This is a genomic window from Pseudomonas sp. LFS074, from assembly GCF_047978165.1.
In the GTDB taxonomy this organism is placed as follows: domain Bacteria; phylum Pseudomonadota; class Gammaproteobacteria; order Pseudomonadales; family Pseudomonadaceae; genus Aquipseudomonas; species Aquipseudomonas putida_P.
In genome coordinates, this window is record NZ_JBFPFV010000001.1 from 1,137,181 (window position 1) to 1,153,745 (window position 16,565).

Sequence of the window (16,565 nt, forward strand, 5' to 3'; positions counted from 1 at the left end):
CACTTGTCTGTAACACTTGTGTGTAATGTTGTGGTTTTTACTACATTATCCCTTGAAAACCGTATGTGAAAGCGGTATTCCTAGACCAACTTTAGGAAAGAACCAACATCATGGCTGCGATCAGTGTCGAACCTTGCACCTTTGCCCTGTTTGGCGCCCTCGGCGACCTGGCATTGCGCAAGCTGTTTCCTGCGCTCTACCAGCTCGACCGGGCCAACTTGCTGCATCCGGACACCCGCCTGCTGGCCTTGGCCCGCGAGGCCGGCAGTGCGCAGGTGCATCTGGACACCATCGAGGCGCACTTGCGCCGGCATGTGCCCGAAGCCGATATCGAGCCTGCTTCGCTGGGGCGCTTCCTTGCCCGGCTGAGCTATCAGCACCTGGACTTCCTTCAGCCCGAGGGCTACCAGGCCCTGGCCGAGCAACTGCCCGGCGAGCAGCCGTTGATCGCTTACTTCGCCACCGCGGCAGTGGTGTACGGGGCCATTTGCGAAAACCTCGACAAGGTCGGGTTGGCCCCGCGCACGCGCGTGGTACTGGAAAAGCCCATCGGCCACGACCTTGAGTCGTCGCGCCGGGTCAACGATGCCGTGGCGCGCTTCTTCCCTGAAAACCGGGTCTACCGCATCGACCATTACCTGGGCAAAGAGACCGTGCAAAACCTCATTGCCCTGCGCTTCGCCAACAGCCTGTTCGAAACCCAGTGGAACCAGAATTCCATCTCCCACGTGGAGATAACCGTCGCGGAAAAGGTCGGTATCGAAGGCCGTTGGGGTTATTTCGACAAGGCCGGCCAGCTGCGCGACATGATTCAGAACCACCTGCTGCAGCTGCTGTGCCTGATCGCCATGGACCCGCCCAGCGAGCTGTCCGCCGATGCCATTCGCGACGAAAAGGTGAAAGTGCTCAAGGCCCTGGCACCGATCACCGGCGACGGCCTGAGCACCCGTGTGGTGCGCGGCCAGTACATTGCCGGCTACAGCGAAGGCAAACCGGTGCCTGGTTACCTGGAAGAAGACAACGCCAACGCCCAGAGCGACACCGAAACGTTCGTTGCCCTGCGCGCCGACATCCGCAACTGGCGCTGGTCGGGTGTGCCGTTCTACCTGCGTACCGGCAAGCGCATGCCGCAGAAGCTGTCGCAGATCGTCATCCACTTCAAGGAAACGCCGCACTACATCTTCGCCCCGGAGCAGCGTTTGCAGATCGGTAACAAGCTGATCATCCGCCTGCAACCGGACGAAGGCATTTCTTTACGGGTGATGACCAAGGAGCAAGGCCTGGACAAGGGCATGCAACTGCGCAGTGGCCCTTTGCAATTGAATTTTTCCGACACCTGGCGCAGCGCAAGAATTCCGGATGCCTACGAGCGGCTTTTGCTCGAAGTGATGCGCGGCAACCAGAACCTGTTCGTGCGCAAGGACGAAATCGAGTATGCCTGGAAATGGTGCGACCAGTTGATCGCCGGCTGGCGTAATGCGGGCGATGCGCCCAAGCCTTACGCTGCGGGCTCCTGGGGGCCGATGAGCTCGATTGCACTGATCACACGCGATGGGAGGGCGTGGTATGGGGATATCTGAACTGAAACTGCCAGCGGCCGTGAAGGCACATAGCCTGGCGGACGCCAAGGCACTGGCTGCAACCCTGGCGCACGACGTGGCCGAACGGCTGCGCGCGGCCATTGCCGCCAAGGGCCAAGCCTGCGTGGTGCTGTCCGGTGGCCGCAGCCCGGTGCCGTTCCTGGAGAACCTGGCCAGCGAAAACCTGGACTGGGCCAAGGTCACCGTCAGCCTGGCCGACGAGCGCTGGGTACCGGTGGAGCATGCTGACAGCAATGCTGGCCTGTTGGCCCGCCACCTGTTGAAGGGCGCGGCGGCCAAGGCCCGCTTCGTTGGCCTGTACCAGCAGGCGGAAAACCTCGATGCCGCTGCGCTCAAGGCCGACCAGGGCTTGGTCGCGCTACCGCCAATCGACGTGCTGGTGCTGGGCATGGGTGACGATGGCCATACCGCCTCGCTGTTTCCGGCCAGCCCCAACCTGGAGGCAGGCCTGGACTTGGCCAGCCCGCGCCGCTGCCTGCCCTTGCTGGCGCCGAGCGTGCCGCACCAGCGCCTGTCGATGACCCGCTCGCTGCTGGCCAGTGCTGGCTTTATCGCGCTGTCCGTGCAAGGCCAGGGCAAACTCGCTACCCTGCGCGCCGCGCTGGCTGGCAACGACCTTACTGAAATGCCGATTCGCGCTTTTCTTCACGACCCCCTGGACATCTACTGGTGCCCATGAGCCAAGGATCCACAGTCATGACCACCCTCGAACGCCCACAGCCCAAGCTCTCGATGGCTGATAAAGCCGCGCGGATCGACGCCATTTGCGAAAAGGCGCGCATCCTGCCGGTCATCACCATCGCCCGTGAGGAAGACATCCTGCCGCTGGCTGATGCCCTGGCCGCTGGCGGCATCCGTACCCTGGAAGTGACCCTGCGCTCGCAGCATGGCCTGAAGGCCATCCAGGTGCTGCGTGAACAGCGCCCGGAGTTGTGCGTAGGCGCCGGCACCGTGCTTGATCGCAGTATGTTCGCCGCCGTCGAGGCTGCCGGCGCGCAGTTCGTCGTTACACCGGGCATTACCCAGGACATTCTGCAAGCGGGCGTGGACAGTGAAATTCCGCTGCTGCCAGGCATCAGCACGCCATCCGAAATCATGATGGGTTACGCCCTGGGCTACCGTCGCTTCAAGTTGTTCCCGGCGGAAATCAGCGGCGGTGTGGCGGCAATCAAGGCCTTTGGCGGCCCGTTCGGTGATATTCGCTTCTGCCCCACGGGCGGCGTGAACCCGGCCAATGTGCGCAACTACATGGCACTGCCCAATGTGATGTGCGTGGGTGGCACCTGGATGCTCGACAGCAGCTGGATCAAGAACGGCGACTGGGCGCGGATTGAGGCGTGCAGTGCGGAGGCGATGGCGCTGCTGGACGCCAACTGAATTTGTTGTGTGCTTTACGGCTTATGGGGCGCTTGGTCGGCGCCCCTTTTTTTGTCCGGTTTTTTTGCAGTGCCTGTGCTGGCCCTATCGCGGGCACAGGCAATAAAAAAGCCCGCATCAAACGATGCGGGCTTTCTCATGCTTGCCGTAGGGCTCAGGCCGCCTTGGCCTCCTGCTGGCTCAGCGAGCGGTTCAGCGCGCTGAACAGTGCCTTGAAGCTGGCGGTGGTGATGTTTTCATCGATGCCTACGCCATGTACCGGGCGGCCACCGGCCACGCGCAGTTCAATGTAGGCCGCTGCCTTGGCATTGGTGCCCGCACCAATGGCGTGCTCGTTGTAGTCCATGATCTCCACGGCAATCGGCAAGCCAGCCACCAGTGCTTCCAGGGCGCCATTGCCCTTGCCGCGCCAGTGCAGGGTGGTTTCGCCTTCACCGGCCACTTCCACTTCCACGGCGCTGTGGCCGTTTTCTTCCTGCAGGCGATGGCTGACCAATGCGTATGGCGCGTTGGCCTGGAGGTATTCCTTGTGCAGCAGGCTGTAGATTTGCTGGGCGGTCATTTCCAGGCCAAGGCGGTCGGTTTCACCTTGCACCACTTGGCTGAACTCGATTTGCATGCGGCGCGGCAGGCTGATGCCATATTCCTGTTCGAGCAGGTAGGTGATGCCGCCTTTGCCCGACTGGCTGTTGACGCGAATCACCGCCTCGTAGCTGCGGCCGATGTCGGCCGGGTCGATCGGCAGGTACGGCACTTCCCACCGTTCGCCTTCCTGCTGCTTGGCGAAGCCCTTGCGGATGGCATCCTGGTGCGAGCCGGAGAACGCGGTGTGGACCAGGTCGCCAACATACGGGTGGCGAGGGTGCACTGGCAGCTGATTGCACTCTTCGACCACCTTGCGCACGCCGTCGATGTCGGAGAAGTCCAGCTGCGGGTCGATGCCCTGGGTGTAGAGGTTCAGTGCCAAGGTCACCAGGTCGACGTTACCGGTACGCTCGCCGTTGCCGAACAGGCAGCCTTCGGCGCGGTCGGCACCGGCCATCAGGCCCAGCTCGGTGGCTGCGATGCCGGTGCCACGGTCGTTGTGGCAGTGCAGGCTGATGATCACGCTGTCGCGGCGGCTGACGTTGCGGCAGAACCACTCGATCTGGTCGGCGTAGATGTTTGGCGTGGACACTTCCACGGTGGCCGGCAGGTTGAGGATGATCTTGTGTTCAGGTGTTGGGTTCCACACCTCGATGACCGCGTCGCAGACTTCCTTGGCGAATTCCATTTCGGTGGCGCTGAAGGTTTCTGGCGAGTACTGGAAGGTCCAGTGGGTTTCCGGCTGCTGGGCAGCGTATTTGACGAACAGCTTGGCCGCGTTCACCGCGATGTCCTTCACGCCTTGCTTGTCCTGATTGAAGACGATGCGGCGGAACGACGGGCTGGTGGCGTTGTACAGGTGGACGATGGCTTTCTTGGCACCGCGCAGCGACTCGAAGGTGCGGGCGATCAGGTCTTCACGGGCCTGGGTGAGCACCTGGATGGTGGTGTCGTCCGGGATGTGGCCGTCCTGGATCAGGGTGCGCACGAAGTCGAAATCGGTCTGCGAGGCAGACGGGAACGAGGCTTCGATTTCCTTCACGCCCACCTGCACCAAGGTCTTCCAGAAGCGCAGTTTCTTCTCCGAATCCATCGGCTCGATCAGCGACTGGTTGCCATCACGCAGGTCGGAGCTGCACCAGATAGGTGCTTCGGTGATGGTCTTCGACGGCCAGGTGCGGTCAGGCAGGTCGATGGTCGGGAAAGCGCGGTACTTCTTCGAAGGGTCTTTGAGCATGGTCATGGAAGCAATCCTTTTGTGTGCGGCCGAGATCGGGCCTGCCGAGCAATAACGAGATGAGGAGGCGAGGCGACGCGATTCAGCCTGGTAGTCGGGCGCTGACCAGGCAGAGGCTGCGATGTTGTCGGAGCAGGATGAGGGTGCTGAAGGTTTTCATGCCTTCAAACTTAACCAGTGGGGTGGGGGATGGCAAGTGTTCGGGGAAAATTGAGAGAAATGCTTAAAAAAAGCTGCTCGGCGAGATTTTATAGCTGGATTTTGTTAGGTGCTTCTGGATGCTTGCGTAGTATTTTTCGAAGGCGCAACACAGAGGTTTTGCTGCAGGCCGTGTGAGCCCTATCGCGGGTAAACCCGCGATAGGGCTGGCACAGGTCTCAGGGTTGGAACGCGCCAATGAAAATCGCCGGGTCCACCCGCGCATCATTCAGGCTGACGTTCCAGTGCATGTGCGGCCCGGTTGCCCGCCCGGTCGAACCTACGCGCCCGACCACCTCGCCCCGGCGCAGTTGCTGCCCCACCTGCACGTCGATCTTCGACATGTGGCAGAACATGCTGATAAAGCCCTGCCCATGGTCGACGAATACCGTGCGGCCATTGAAGAAGTAATCCCCCACCAGGATCACCTTGCCATTGGCCGGGGTCTTGATCGGCGTGCCCGCAGGCACCGCGAAGTCCAGCCCGGCATGCGGGTTGCGTTCTTCACCGTTGAAGAAACGGCGCACGCCGAACTTGCTCGACAGCGGGCCGTTGACCGGCTTGTCGAGGATCAGGTTACTCGGCAGGCTCGGGCTGAAGCTGCGGTAGGCCTTGATCTGCTCGGCCAGCTCGCGGTCGATGCGCTTGAGGTCGGCCGGGTTCGGGTTGACCTGGCGGGTGTTCTTCAGGGTAATGCGCTGCTCAGGGTACTTTTTACTGCCGACGCTGAAAGGCAGGGAGCGCCCGCCTTGGTTCAGCATTGCGGTGCCGGGCTTCTGGGTCAGCGGGATGCCGACGATGGCCAGCCAGTTGTCCTGTTCCTTCACCACCAGCACTGGCTTGCCGTCGAAACGGGCACTGGGCGCGCTGGCGGCGGGGCCCAGGTCGACCACTGCCACGCCGCCCGGGACCGGTTTGTTCAGGGTGCGGGTGATGTAGCTGGCCTGGGCGCCGCCAGCCAGCAGCAGCAGGGAAAGGGCAAGCAGGGGCGCGAACAGGCGGGGCATGTGTCAGTCCAGTAGTGAGAGGGTGACCGGGGTCTGGTGGTTGTCTTCGACCCGCACCAGCAGCTCGCCTTCGTTCAGGCGGGCGGTGAGGCGCTGGCCATTGCGGGTTTGTTCGGCGCTGCGAATGGCCTGGCCCTGGTCGTCCAGCAGGATGCTGTAGCCGCGGGCGAGGGTGGCCAGCGGGCTGACCACCTGCAGGGTTTGCAGTTGGGCCTGGAAGCGTTGGCGACGGTCTTTCAACACATCGCGCATGGCCCGTGGCAGGCGCTCGGCCAGGCTGTCCAGGCGTTGTTTCAACAGCTTCAGGTTACGCCCCGGGTGCTGCGCGGCCAGGCGGGTGTCCAGGCGCGCCAGGCGTTCGCGGCGCTGGTTGAGGTTGAGCATGAAGGCGCGACGCAGGCGCATGTCCAGGTCGTCCAGGCGCTGTGCCTGCTGACGCAAGCGCTCGCCTGGGTGGCGCAGGCGCCGGGTCAGTGACTCCAGGCGCAGGCGGTCGTGGGTCAGGCGGTTCTGCATGCGCAGCAGCAGGCGCCGCTGCAGGCCATCCAGGCGTTGCTGCAGGCCGCTGTTGTCGGGGGCCAGCAGCTCGGCGGCGGCAGACGGGGTGGGCGCGCGCATGTCGGCGACGAAGTCGCTGATCGATACGTCGGTTTCATGGCCCACGGCGCTGACTATCGGGGTGACGCAGGCGGCCACGGCACGCGCCACGGCTTCTTCGTTGAAGCACCACAGGTCCTCCAGCGAGCCGCCACCACGGGCCAGGATCAGTGCATCGAAGCCAAGGCTGTCGGCCAGGCGAATGGCGCGCACGATCTGCGCGATGGCTTCGCGGCCTTGTACTGCCGTAGGAACCAAGTTCAGTTCCACCTGCGGGGCGCGGCGGCCGAACACGCTGATGATGTCGCGGATCACAGCGCCCGTGGGCGAGGTGATGATGCCGATGCGTTGCGGGTGGGCTGGCAGCGGCTTCTTGCGTTCGGTGTTGAACAGCCCCTCGGCACCGAGCTTTTCCTTCAGCGCCTCGAAGGCCAGCCGCAAGGCACCATCGCCGGCCGGCTCGACGGTGTCGAGAATCAGCTGGTAGTCGCCACGCCCCTCGAACAGCGAAACCTTGCCGCGCACCCGCACCGCCAGGCCGTCGCGCAGGGCCTGGCGCACCCGTGTGGCGTTCTGTCGGAACAACGCACAACGCACCTGGGCGCCACTGTCCTTGAGGGTGAAGTACATGTGGCCGGACGCCGGGCGGGCGAGGTTGGAGATTTCGCCTTCCACCCAGACGCTGCGGAACACGTCTTCCAGCAGCACGCGGGCGCGGCCATTGAGTTGGCTGACGGTAAGGACCTCGCGGTCCAGGCCGAGTCGTTCGAAGGGGTCTTTGATCATGGCAGGCATCATAAAGGACATCAGCCCCGGTTGTCTGTCCCGGCCCTGTCACCGCATCTGTGGTCGGACCTGTCGCGGTCGCAGCTTCAAGCCTGCATCGTCGTTACGAACTGCCGCACCATCTGCCCCGCATCGCGTCGACAGGCCAGCGCCACTGTGCTCTGGCAGTCACCCTCCAGCGCCACGAAGCTGACCGACGCCGGCGCGATTTCGCGCATGCACGCTGGCAACAGCGCCACCCCAAACCCCGCTTGAATCAGCTGCAACTGCGTCGTCTTGCGTGACAACACCTGCGCCGCCTGCGGGAAGAAGCCAGCGTCCATGCACAACGAGGCCGACAGATAGCTCAAGCCGCCGCGATCTCGGTGCGGGATGGAAATGAAGCGTTCTTCCCGCAGTCGCTCCAACTGAACTTGCTGGGCGTTGGCCAAGGGATGCCCAGCGGCGACCGCCAGCAGCAAGGGCTCGCGGAACAGTTCATGCAGCACCACACCTTCATGCTGGCGCAGCACCGGCAAACGCAGCAGGCCGATATCCAACCGCCCGCCAGCAATATCTTCCAGCTGTGCCTCCGACGATTGCTGTGCAATCTCCAGTGAAACCCCGGGGTTGTCCTTCAGGTAGTTGCCCAGGCGACCCAGCAACGGGCCTGTCACCGGTACGGTGCTGGAATGGTTCAGGCGCAGGCTGCCTTTCAGCCCGTCGCCGATGTCGCGGGTAACCCGCTCGGCCTGTGCCAGGTCGGCCAGCAAGCGGCGGGCCCGCTCCAGAAATGCCTGCCCGGCCAGTGTCAGGCGTGGCAGGCGCGCGGTGCGCTCGAACAGCGGCGTGCCCAGTTGCTGTTCCAACGCCGTGATCTGCCGGCTCAATGCCGACTGGGCGATGTACAACCGCTCGGCGGCACCGCTGAAGCTGCCGCATTCGGCGATTTCCACGAAGTAACGCAACTGGCGGATCGACGTCATGTCATGCCTTTTCGAGATGGCTGTGGCGATAAAGGCATATTAGTCGGCATGACTCATCGCTGGCTAACCTTTGCCTGTCTTCCCAGGAACTGCCGCCATGCTTGCTCAATTGTCGTTTTCCGGCCTTGATTGGCTACCCATTCTGCTGGGTGTCGGCGTTGCCTACATCGTCTTCGGTATCGCCGGCTTTGGCACCGCGCTGGTGGCCGGCCCGGTGTTGATCCACTTCATGCCTTTGTCTCGCATCATCCCGCTGCTGGTGTTGCTGGACTTTGTCGCCGCCTTCGGCAACCTGCTGCCGTCGCGCCGGGATGTAGTGCGCGGCGAGTTGCTGCGGCTGCTGCCGTTCATGGCCCTGGGTTGCACGTTGGGCGTGGTGTTCCTGCTGCAGTTGAAGTCCGACCTCTTGCTGCTGTTGATGGGGGTGTTCGTGACCGCCTATGCGCTGTACGGGCTGGCAGTCAAAGTGCGGCCGGCCAGTCTGTCGGGCTTGTGGGCGGTGCCGATGGGGACGGCAGGCGGGTTGTTCGGGGCCTTGTTCGGTAGCGGTGGGTTTCTTTACGCCCTTTACCTGAGCGCGCGGCTGGAAGTCAAAGAGCAGGTGCGTGCCACTCAAAGCGCGCTCATCAGTTGCAGCACGGTAGTGCGCCTGACGCTGTTCCTGATTGCCGGCGTTTATGCTGACCAAAGCCTGCTGCTGCTCGCCGCCTGCTTGCTGCCAGTGATGTTCGTCGGGCTCTGGGTGGGGCGCAGGTTGACCAACCGGCTGTCCCGTGAAGCTTTCGTGCGCCTGGTCACCTGGTTGGTGCTAGCCAGCGGCCTGGCGTTGATCGGTCGCTACCTGAGCGCCTGAGCGGTAGAATTGCGCCATTACCGCAGTCTTTCAGGCTTGACCCGTTCATGAACACCCAGAGCATCATCGTTCCCAAACTGTCTACCGTCCCGGTGCACGAAGCCCGTGCCCGCGCCATCCTGCGTTGGCTGGTGCGCGAAAAGGTGGTCGAGGAACAGCTGACCACCTGTGGCCGCACCGGCAACCGCATGGGCCATGCCCTGGCGGCAGGGGCGCGCAAGGTGGCCCTGCACCCGGAAAAACTGCCTTTCGGCGCGCAGGCCAACGGCCTGGAAGTGATGCTCAAGCGCTGCATCTATACCCCCACCGAGGGCTTCCTCGAAGAAGCCGGTTGCCCGGAGTGCCGGCGCGAGGTGGGCGAGCCGCTGTTCGAAAGCCTGGAAGAGTGGATGCCGGGAGTGAGCGATAACTTCACGTGCCCGCTGTGCGGCTTCGAAGATGACATCAATGGCTTCATTTACCTGCAGCCATGTGCCTTTTCCAACCTGGGGTTCATCTTCAACAACTGGGGCGAGGCCGGGTTCACCCAGGCCTTTCTCGACAGCTTCGCCGACTGGCTCGACCAGCCGGTGGCCGTGGTACAGGTAAAACTGCCACAAGGCTGACCGAAGGCCCTTATTTTGCATTGAGCGGCGCGCCGTGCATGAGTATAATGGCGCGCTTCCATTTTTCCCGCCCGGGAGCCCCCGCGATGCTGCGTATCAGCCAAGAAGCCCTGACCTTCGACGATATCCTCCTTGTACCTGGCTATTCCGAGGTACTGCCTAATGAAGTCAGTCTCAAGACCCGTTTGACCCGTGGCATCGAGCTGAACATTCCGCTGGTTTCCGCCGCCATGGATACCGTGACCGAAGCGCGTCTGGCCATTGCCATGGCCCAGGAAGGCGGCATCGGCATCATCCACAAGAACATGACCATCGAACAGCAGGCCGGCGAAGTACGCAAGGTCAAGAAGTTCGAGGCTGGCGTGGTCAAGGACCCGATCACCATCGAGGCCGACGCCACCGTGCGCGACCTGTTCGACCTGACCCGCCTGAACAACATCTCCGGCGTTCCGGTACTGGCGAATGGCGACCTGGTCGGCATCGTCACCTCCCGTGACGTACGCTTCGAAACCCGCCTGGACGCCAAGGTCCGCGACGTGATGACGCCCAAAGAGCGTCTGGTCACTGTCCGCGAAGGCGCCGACAAGAACGAAGTCCGTGAGCTGCTGCACAAGCACCGCCTGGAAAAAGTCCTGATCGTTGACGACAAGTTCAACCTCAAAGGCATGATGACCGTCAAGGACATCGAAAAGGCCAAGGCCTACCCGCTGGCCAGCAAGGACGACCAAGGTCGCCTGCGTGTCGGCGCCGCCGTCGGCACCGGCAAGGACACCGGCGAGCGTGTTGCTGCCCTGGTAGCCGCAGGCGTTGACGTGGTGGTGGTCGACACCGCCCACGGCCACTCCAAAGGCGTGATCGACCGCGTGCGCTGGGTGAAAGAAACCTACCCGCAAGTGCAGGTGATCGGCGGCAACATCGCCACTGGCGCTGCTGCCAAGGCCCTGGCCGAAGCGGGCGCTGATGCCGTCAAGGTCGGTATCGGCCCGGGCTCCATCTGCACCACCCGTATCGTTGCCGGTGTCGGCGTGCCGCAAATCAGCGCCATCGCCAACGTCGCAGCCGCACTGGAAGGCACTGGCGTACCATTGATCGCCGACGGCGGCATCCGCTTCTCCGGTGACCTGTCCAAGGCCATCGTTGCCGGTGCTTCCTGCGTGATGATGGGTTCGATGTTCGCCGGTACCGAAGAGGCCCCAGGCGAAGTCGAACTGTTCCAGGGCCGTTCCTACAAGGCCTACCGCGGCATGGGCTCGCTGGGTGCCATGGCACAGGCGCAAGGCTCGTCCGACCGTTACTTCCAGGACTCCTCGGCCGGCGCCGAGAAGCTTGTTCCTGAGGGGATCGAAGGCCGTGTTCCTTACAAAGGCGCCCTGGCCGCGATCATCCACCAGCTGATGGGCGGCCTGCGTTCGTCCATGGGCTACACCGGCAGCGCAACCATCGAAGAGATGCGCACCAAGCCGGAATTCGTGCGCATCACCGGTGCCGGCATGGCCGAGTCGCACGTGCATGACGTGCAGATCACCAAAGAAGCCCCTAACTACCGCGTAGGCTGAGGCTTCCAGCTACAACCTAAAGCGGGGCTGTCACGACAGCCCCGCGTCGTTTCCGATTTCCACTGACGAGATTGAGTCATGGCCCTCGACATTCACGCTCACCGCATCCTGATCCTCGATTTCGGTTCCCAGTACACCCAGCTGATCGCCCGCCGCGTGCGCGAAATCGGCGTGTACTGCGAACTGCACCCGTTCGACATGGACGATGAAGCGATCCGCGAATTCAACCCGCGCGGCATCATCCTCGCCGGCGGCCCCGAGTCGGTTCACGAAGCCAACAGCCCGCGCGCGCCGCAGGCCGTGTTCGACCTGAACGTACCCGTGCTGGGCATCTGCTACGGCATGCAGACCATGGCCGAGCAAATGGGCGGCAAGGTCGAAGGTTCCGACCTGCGTGAGTTCGGTTATGCCCGCGTGGACGTGGTCGGCAAGAGCCGCCTGCTCGACGGCATCGAAGACCACGTTGACGACGACGGCGTGCTGGGCCTGGACGTGTGGATGAGCCACGGCGACAAGGTCACCCAGATGCCGGGCAACTTCAACATCCTGGCCAGCACCCCAAGCTGCCCGATCGCCGGCATGTACGACGATGCCCGCGGCTACTACGGCGTGCAATTCCACCCGGAAGTGACCCACACCAAGCAGGGCGGTCGCATCCTGTCCCGCTTCGTGCAGGACATCTGCGGCTGTGAAGCCCTGTGGACCGCGTCCAACATCGTCGAAGACGCCATCGCCCAGGTGCGTGCACAAGTAGGTTCGGCCAACGTCCTGCTGGGCCTGTCCGGCGGTGTTGACAGCTCGGTGGTTGCCGCGCTGCTGCACCGTGCCATCGGCGACCAGCTGACCTGCGTATTCGTCGACAACGGCCTGCTGCGCCTGCACGAAGGTGACCAGGTGATGGCCATGTTCAAAGAGAACATGGGCGTCAAGGTGATCCGTGCCGATGCTGAAAAGCAGTTCCTCGACAACCTGGAAGGCGAAGCCGACCCAGAGAAGAAGCGCAAGATCATCGGCCGCACCTTCATCGACATCTTCGATGCCGAAGCCAGCAAGCTGGAAAACATCCAGTTCCTCGCCCAAGGCACCATCTACCCGGACGTGATCGAGTCGGCGGGTGCCAAGAGCGGCAAGGCCCATGTGATCAAGTCGCACCACAACGTGGGTGGCCTGCCAGAGGAAATGAACCTCAAGCTGGTCGAGCCGCTGCGTGAACTGTTCAAGGACGAAGTGCGCAAGATCGGCCTGGAGCTGGGCCTGCCGTACGACATGGTCTACCGCCACCCGTTCCCAGGCCCGGGCCTGGGCGTGCGTATCCTCGGTGAAGTGAAGAAGGAATACGCCGACATCCTGCGTCGCGCCGACCACATCTTCATCGAAGAACTGCGCAAGGCCGATTGGTACCACAAGACCAGCCAGGCGTTCGTGGTGTTCCAGCCGGTCAAGTCGGTTGGCGTCGTTGGCGACGGCCGTCGCTACGCCTGGGTCGTGGCCCTGCGTGCCGTCGAGACCGTGGACTTCATGACCGCGCGTTGGGCGCACCTGCCGTACGAGCTGCTGGAAACCGTCAGCGGCCGTATCATCAACGAAATCGACGGTATCTCGCGCGTTACTTACGACGTGTCGAGCAAGCCGCCTGCCACTATCGAGTGGGAATAAGTTGAGCCACAAGGGCGCCGTAAGGCGCCCTTGTCGTATCTGTTTCCTGTGCTGGCCCCTTCGCGGGTAAAACCGTGAAGGGGCCAGCACAGGCCGATACAAGACTTCACTTAATCTTTCCCATTTGCAGGTGTATCGTATTCGCCCTTCATCGCCAGCCAATGCTGGCAGCTTGATTGCGCAGAACACGAGGTACCCGCACCGATGTCCTTCACCCGTCGACAAATGCTCAAGGGCCTCACTGGCCTGGTTGTGGTTGGCCTGGGCGCCGGTGGCGCGGCGCGTTACTGGCTGGGCAAGGTCGAAGATGACAACGCCGGCCACGATTATGAGCTGATTGCAGCGCCCCTGGACGTCGAATTGGTGCCGGGCTTCAAGACCGAGGCCTGGGCATTCGGCCCGTCGGCACCGGGTACCGAGCTGCGCGTGCGCCAGGGCACCTGGTTGCGGGTACGCTTCATCAACCACCTGCCGGTCGAGACCACCATCCATTGGCACGGCATCCGCCTGCCGCTGGAAATGGACGGCGTGCCGTATGTCTCGCAACTGCCAGTCAAGCCGGGCGAGTATTTCGATTACAAGTTCCGCGTACCAGACGCCGGCAGCTACTGGTATCACCCGCATGTCAGCAGCTCCGAAGAGCTGGGCCGTGGCCTGGTTGGGCCGCTGATCGTCGAAGAGCGCGAACCGACTGGCTTCCTTCATGAGCGCACGCTGAGCCTGAAGAACTGGCATGTAGACGAGCAAGGCGCCTGGCTGCCCTTCAGCATCCCGCGTGAGGCCGCGCGCAACGGCACCGCCGGGCGCTTGATCACCATCAATGGCCAGGCCGACTCGGTCACCGAGCTGCCAGCCGGCCAGGTGGTGCGGGTGCGTCTGCTGAACCTGGACAACACCTGGACCTACCGCCTCAATCTCAAGGGCAACTGCGAAGCGAAAATCTATGCCCTGGACGGCAACCCAGTGACCCCACGGCCATTGGAAGACGACTACTGGCTTGGCCCCGGCATGCGTATCTGCCTGGCTATCCGCATTCCCCAAGCGGGTGAGGAAATCTCCCTGCGCGACGGTTTCGTGCGCCTGGGCACCCTGCGTTCAGTGGCCAGCAATGACGCGCCAAGCGACTGGCCGCCAGCGCTGCCACCCAACCCGATCGCCGAGCCAGACCTGGAGAATGCCGAAAAGCTCAACTTCAATTTCGAGTGGGCGGCGAGCGTCACGGTTACCCCTGACCCCGACAAACCGTCCAGCATGTGGCAGATCAACGGCCAGGCCTGGGACATCACCGACAAGACCTGCGCCGACCGCCCCATCGCCACGTTGCAGAAGGGCAAGAGCTACATTTTCGAGCTGAAGAACATGACCCAGTACCAGCACCCGATCCACCTGCATGGCATGAGCTTCAAGGTGATCGGCTCCAATCGCCACGACATCAAGGAGCCGTGGTTTACCGACACCTACCTGCTGGGCAAGAACGAGCGCGCCCAGGTTGCACTGGTGGCGGATAACCCAGGTACCTGGATGTTCCATTGCCACGTCATCGACCACATGGAAACCGGCCTGATGGCCGCGATCGCGGTGGTCTGATGCGTCCGCAGATCATCGATCGCAGCCGCGATCAGGAGTTCATGCGCCTGGCCCTGGCGCTGGCTGCCGAGGGCGCGGCGTTGGGCGAGGTGCCGGTGGGTGCGGTATTGGTGCAGCATGGGCAGGTGATTGGCCAGGGCTTCAACCGGCCGATCATCGACAGCGACCCGAGTGCGCATGCTGAAATGGTGGCCATCCGCGCAGCGGCGAAAGCGGCCAGCAACTACCGGCTGCCCGGCAGCACCCTGTACGTGACCCTGGAGCCGTGCAGCATGTGTGCAGGGCTGATCGTGCATTCGCGGGTGATGCGGGTGGTGTTTGGCGCGCTGGAGCCCAAGGCGGGGATCGTACAGAGCCAGGGGCAGTTCTTCGGCCAAGGGTTTCTGAACCACCGGGTGATGGTGGAGGGTGGAGTGCTGGCGGAGGCGTGCGGGCAGATCCTCAGCGAGTTCTTCAAGGCCCGCCGGGCCAAAGGCTGACCTGTATTGGCTTACATCGGCGGCGACTGATCCGCCGGCTTGTCCTTGTTCACCCCAGGCACATGCAGGTTGCCCTCGGCCACCTGGCCTTCGAGCTGCGGTTGGGTCACCCAGGTAAGGATGTCGTAGTAACGACGGATGTTGGCCACGAAGTGCACCGGCTCGCCGCCACGGGCATAACCGTACTTGGTCTGCCGGTACCACTGCTTCTGTGACAGGCGTGGCAGCATCTTCTTGACGTCCAGCCACTTGTTCGGGTTGAGCTTTTCGCGCTTGGCCAGGGTCCGGGCGTCTTCCAGATGGCCGGTACCCACGTTATAGGCCGCCAGGGCGAACCAGGTGCGGTCCGGCTCCTGAATGCTGTCGTCGAGCTCTTCCTTGATCTTCATGAAATACTTGGCGCCGCCCTGAATGCTCTGCTTGGGGTCCAGTCGGTTGGACACACCCATCGCCTGGGCGGTGCGTTGGGTCAGCATCATCAGGCCGCGCACGCCGGTTTTGGAGGTGACTTCCGGCTGCCACATCGACTCCTGGTAGCCGATCGCGGCCAGCAGGCGCCAGTCGACCTGCTCGACCTTGGCGTAGCTCTTGAAGTGTTTTTCGTACTTGGGCAGGCGTTGTTGCAGGTGCTGGGCGAAGGTGTAGGCACCGACATAGCCCAATACATCGACATGGCCGTAGTAGCGGTCTTTCAGGCGCTGCAGCGTGCCGTTCTTTTGCGCCTTGTCGAGAAACTCGTTGATCTCGTTGAGCAGGCTGTTGTCTTCGCCTGCCGCCACGGCCCAGCGCTGGTCGCGGGTATCACCCACGTCGAAGGCGACTCGCACGTTAGGGAAGTACACCTGGTTCATCGCCAGTTCGTTGGAGTCGACCAGGGTCAGGTCGATCTGCCCTTCATCGACCATGCGCAGCAGGTCGACCACCTCGACGGCGTCGGACTCTTCATATTCCAGGCCAGGGTTCTGCTTTTTCAGCTCAGCCAGCAGGTCGGCATGGCTGCTGCCCTTGAGCACCATGATTTTCTTGCCGACCAGACCCTTGGCGTTGGTCGGGCGTGGGCGGCCGTTGCGGTAGATGACCTGTGGCGTCACTTCCAGGTACGGGTGCGAGTATTTCACCTGGGCCTTGCGCCGCTCGCTGCTGACCAGGCCGGCTGCGGCCAGTACCGGGCCAGAGGGTTTGCCTAGGGCGTCGTACAGCTCGTCGAGGTTGTCGGCGGTCTCGATCTGCAGCTTTACGCCGAGATCTTCGGCGAAATGCTGGACTAGCTCGTATTCGAAGCCGGTTTCGCCGTTGCGGTCCTGGAAGTAGGTGGCCGGGCTGTTGCGGGTGATCACGCGCAGCACGCCATCCTCCTTCACGCGCTCGAGGGTGCTGGGTTTTTCAACGCAGGCACCGAGCAGCAGAAAGAGTCCGGTTGCGAAAAGCCATTTGGCGCAACGCTGGCGCAAAGCAGTGTGGGCGAACATAGGTTGC

The 16,565-nt window shown here is 62.9% G+C and carries 14 protein-coding genes; 9 read left to right on the forward strand and 5 right to left on the reverse strand.

What is annotated here, in order from left to right:
* Positions 1-110: 110 nt before the first annotated feature.
* Genes zwf through ACNQP3_RS05230 form a run of 3 tightly spaced genes read left to right on the forward strand, consistent with a single transcriptional unit; the run spans position 111 to position 2,978 of the window.
* The gene (gene zwf / locus ACNQP3_RS05220) at positions 111-1,580 is read left to right on the forward strand and encodes a glucose-6-phosphate dehydrogenase (RefSeq protein ID WP_012270714.1); all 1,470 of its coding nucleotides are present in this window, start codon (positions 111-113) and stop codon (positions 1,578-1,580) included.
* On the forward strand, positions 1,567-2,280 hold the full coding sequence (gene pgl / locus ACNQP3_RS05225; protein WP_060494479.1) for a 6-phosphogluconolactonase: 714 nt from the start codon (positions 1,567-1,569) through the stop codon (positions 2,278-2,280). Before zwf ends, pgl begins: the two co-directional genes overlap by 14 nt.
* A gap of 17 nt (positions 2,281-2,297) precedes the next feature.
* Complete coding sequence (locus tag ACNQP3_RS05230) at positions 2,298-2,978, forward strand: bifunctional 4-hydroxy-2-oxoglutarate aldolase/2-dehydro-3-deoxy-phosphogluconate aldolase (protein WP_012270716.1); 681 nt, start codon at positions 2,298-2,300, stop codon at positions 2,976-2,978.
* 154 nt (positions 2,979-3,132) lie between these two features.
* Here ACNQP3_RS05230 and leuA read toward each other — a convergent pair whose 3' ends face one another.
* From leuA to ACNQP3_RS05250, 4 genes are all read right to left on the reverse strand, one after another.
* The gene (leuA, locus tag ACNQP3_RS05235) at positions 3,133-4,806 is read right to left on the reverse strand and encodes a 2-isopropylmalate synthase (protein WP_012270717.1); all 1,674 of its coding nucleotides are present in this window, start codon (positions 4,804-4,806) and stop codon (positions 3,133-3,135) included.
* Positions 4,807-5,177: 371 nt separating this feature from the next.
* Positions 5,178-6,005 (reverse strand): M23 family metallopeptidase, encoded by an 828-nt coding sequence (locus ACNQP3_RS05240; protein ID WP_012270718.1) that lies wholly within the window; start codon positions 6,003-6,005, stop codon positions 5,178-5,180.
* A 3-nt stretch (positions 6,006-6,008) separates the two neighbouring features.
* Positions 6,009-7,388 (reverse strand): exodeoxyribonuclease VII large subunit, encoded by a 1,380-nt coding sequence (xseA, locus tag ACNQP3_RS05245; RefSeq protein ID WP_264316858.1) that lies wholly within the window; start codon positions 7,386-7,388, stop codon positions 6,009-6,011.
* Between the two features lie 86 nt (positions 7,389-7,474).
* Complete coding sequence (locus tag ACNQP3_RS05250; RefSeq protein ID WP_012270720.1) at positions 7,475-8,353, reverse strand: LysR family transcriptional regulator; 879 nt, start codon at positions 8,351-8,353, stop codon at positions 7,475-7,477.
* Between the two features lie 97 nt (positions 8,354-8,450).
* On the opposite strand from ACNQP3_RS05250, the gene ACNQP3_RS05255 reads away from it, so the two are divergent.
* The 6 genes from ACNQP3_RS05255 (at position 8,451) to tadA (ending at position 15,089) form a co-directional block, all read left to right on the forward strand.
* The gene (locus ACNQP3_RS05255; RefSeq protein WP_012270721.1) at positions 8,451-9,206 is read left to right on the forward strand and encodes a sulfite exporter TauE/SafE family protein; all 756 of its coding nucleotides are present in this window, start codon (positions 8,451-8,453) and stop codon (positions 9,204-9,206) included.
* 47 nt (positions 9,207-9,253) lie between these two features.
* Positions 9,254-9,811: a hypothetical protein gene (locus ACNQP3_RS05260; RefSeq protein WP_012270722.1), complete on the forward strand. Its 558-nt coding sequence runs from the start codon at positions 9,254-9,256 to the stop codon at positions 9,809-9,811.
* Positions 9,812-9,897: 86 nt separating this feature from the next.
* Positions 9,898-11,367: an IMP dehydrogenase gene (gene guaB / locus ACNQP3_RS05265; protein ID WP_012270723.1), complete on the forward strand. Its 1,470-nt coding sequence runs from the start codon at positions 9,898-9,900 to the stop codon at positions 11,365-11,367.
* Positions 11,368-11,445: 78 nt separating this feature from the next.
* Complete coding sequence (gene guaA / locus ACNQP3_RS05270; protein WP_012270724.1) at positions 11,446-13,023, forward strand: glutamine-hydrolyzing GMP synthase; 1,578 nt, start codon at positions 11,446-11,448, stop codon at positions 13,021-13,023.
* A 204-nt stretch (positions 13,024-13,227) separates the two neighbouring features.
* Entirely contained in the window at positions 13,228-14,610 is a 1,383-nt protein-coding gene (locus ACNQP3_RS05275) for a multicopper oxidase family protein (protein WP_012270725.1), read from the forward strand.
* The gene (gene tadA / locus ACNQP3_RS05280) at positions 14,610-15,089 is read left to right on the forward strand and encodes a tRNA adenosine(34) deaminase TadA (RefSeq protein WP_060492714.1); all 480 of its coding nucleotides are present in this window, start codon (positions 14,610-14,612) and stop codon (positions 15,087-15,089) included. The genes ACNQP3_RS05275 and tadA overlap by 1 nt, the downstream gene beginning before the upstream one ends.
* Positions 15,090-15,100: 11 nt before the next feature.
* On the opposite strand, the gene mltF is transcribed toward tadA, so the two are convergent.
* Positions 15,101-16,558, reverse strand: coding sequence for a membrane-bound lytic murein transglycosylase MltF (gene mltF / locus ACNQP3_RS05285; RefSeq protein ID WP_012270727.1), 1,458 nt, complete (start codon positions 16,556-16,558; stop codon positions 15,101-15,103).
* Positions 16,559-16,565 lie beyond the last annotated feature (7 nt).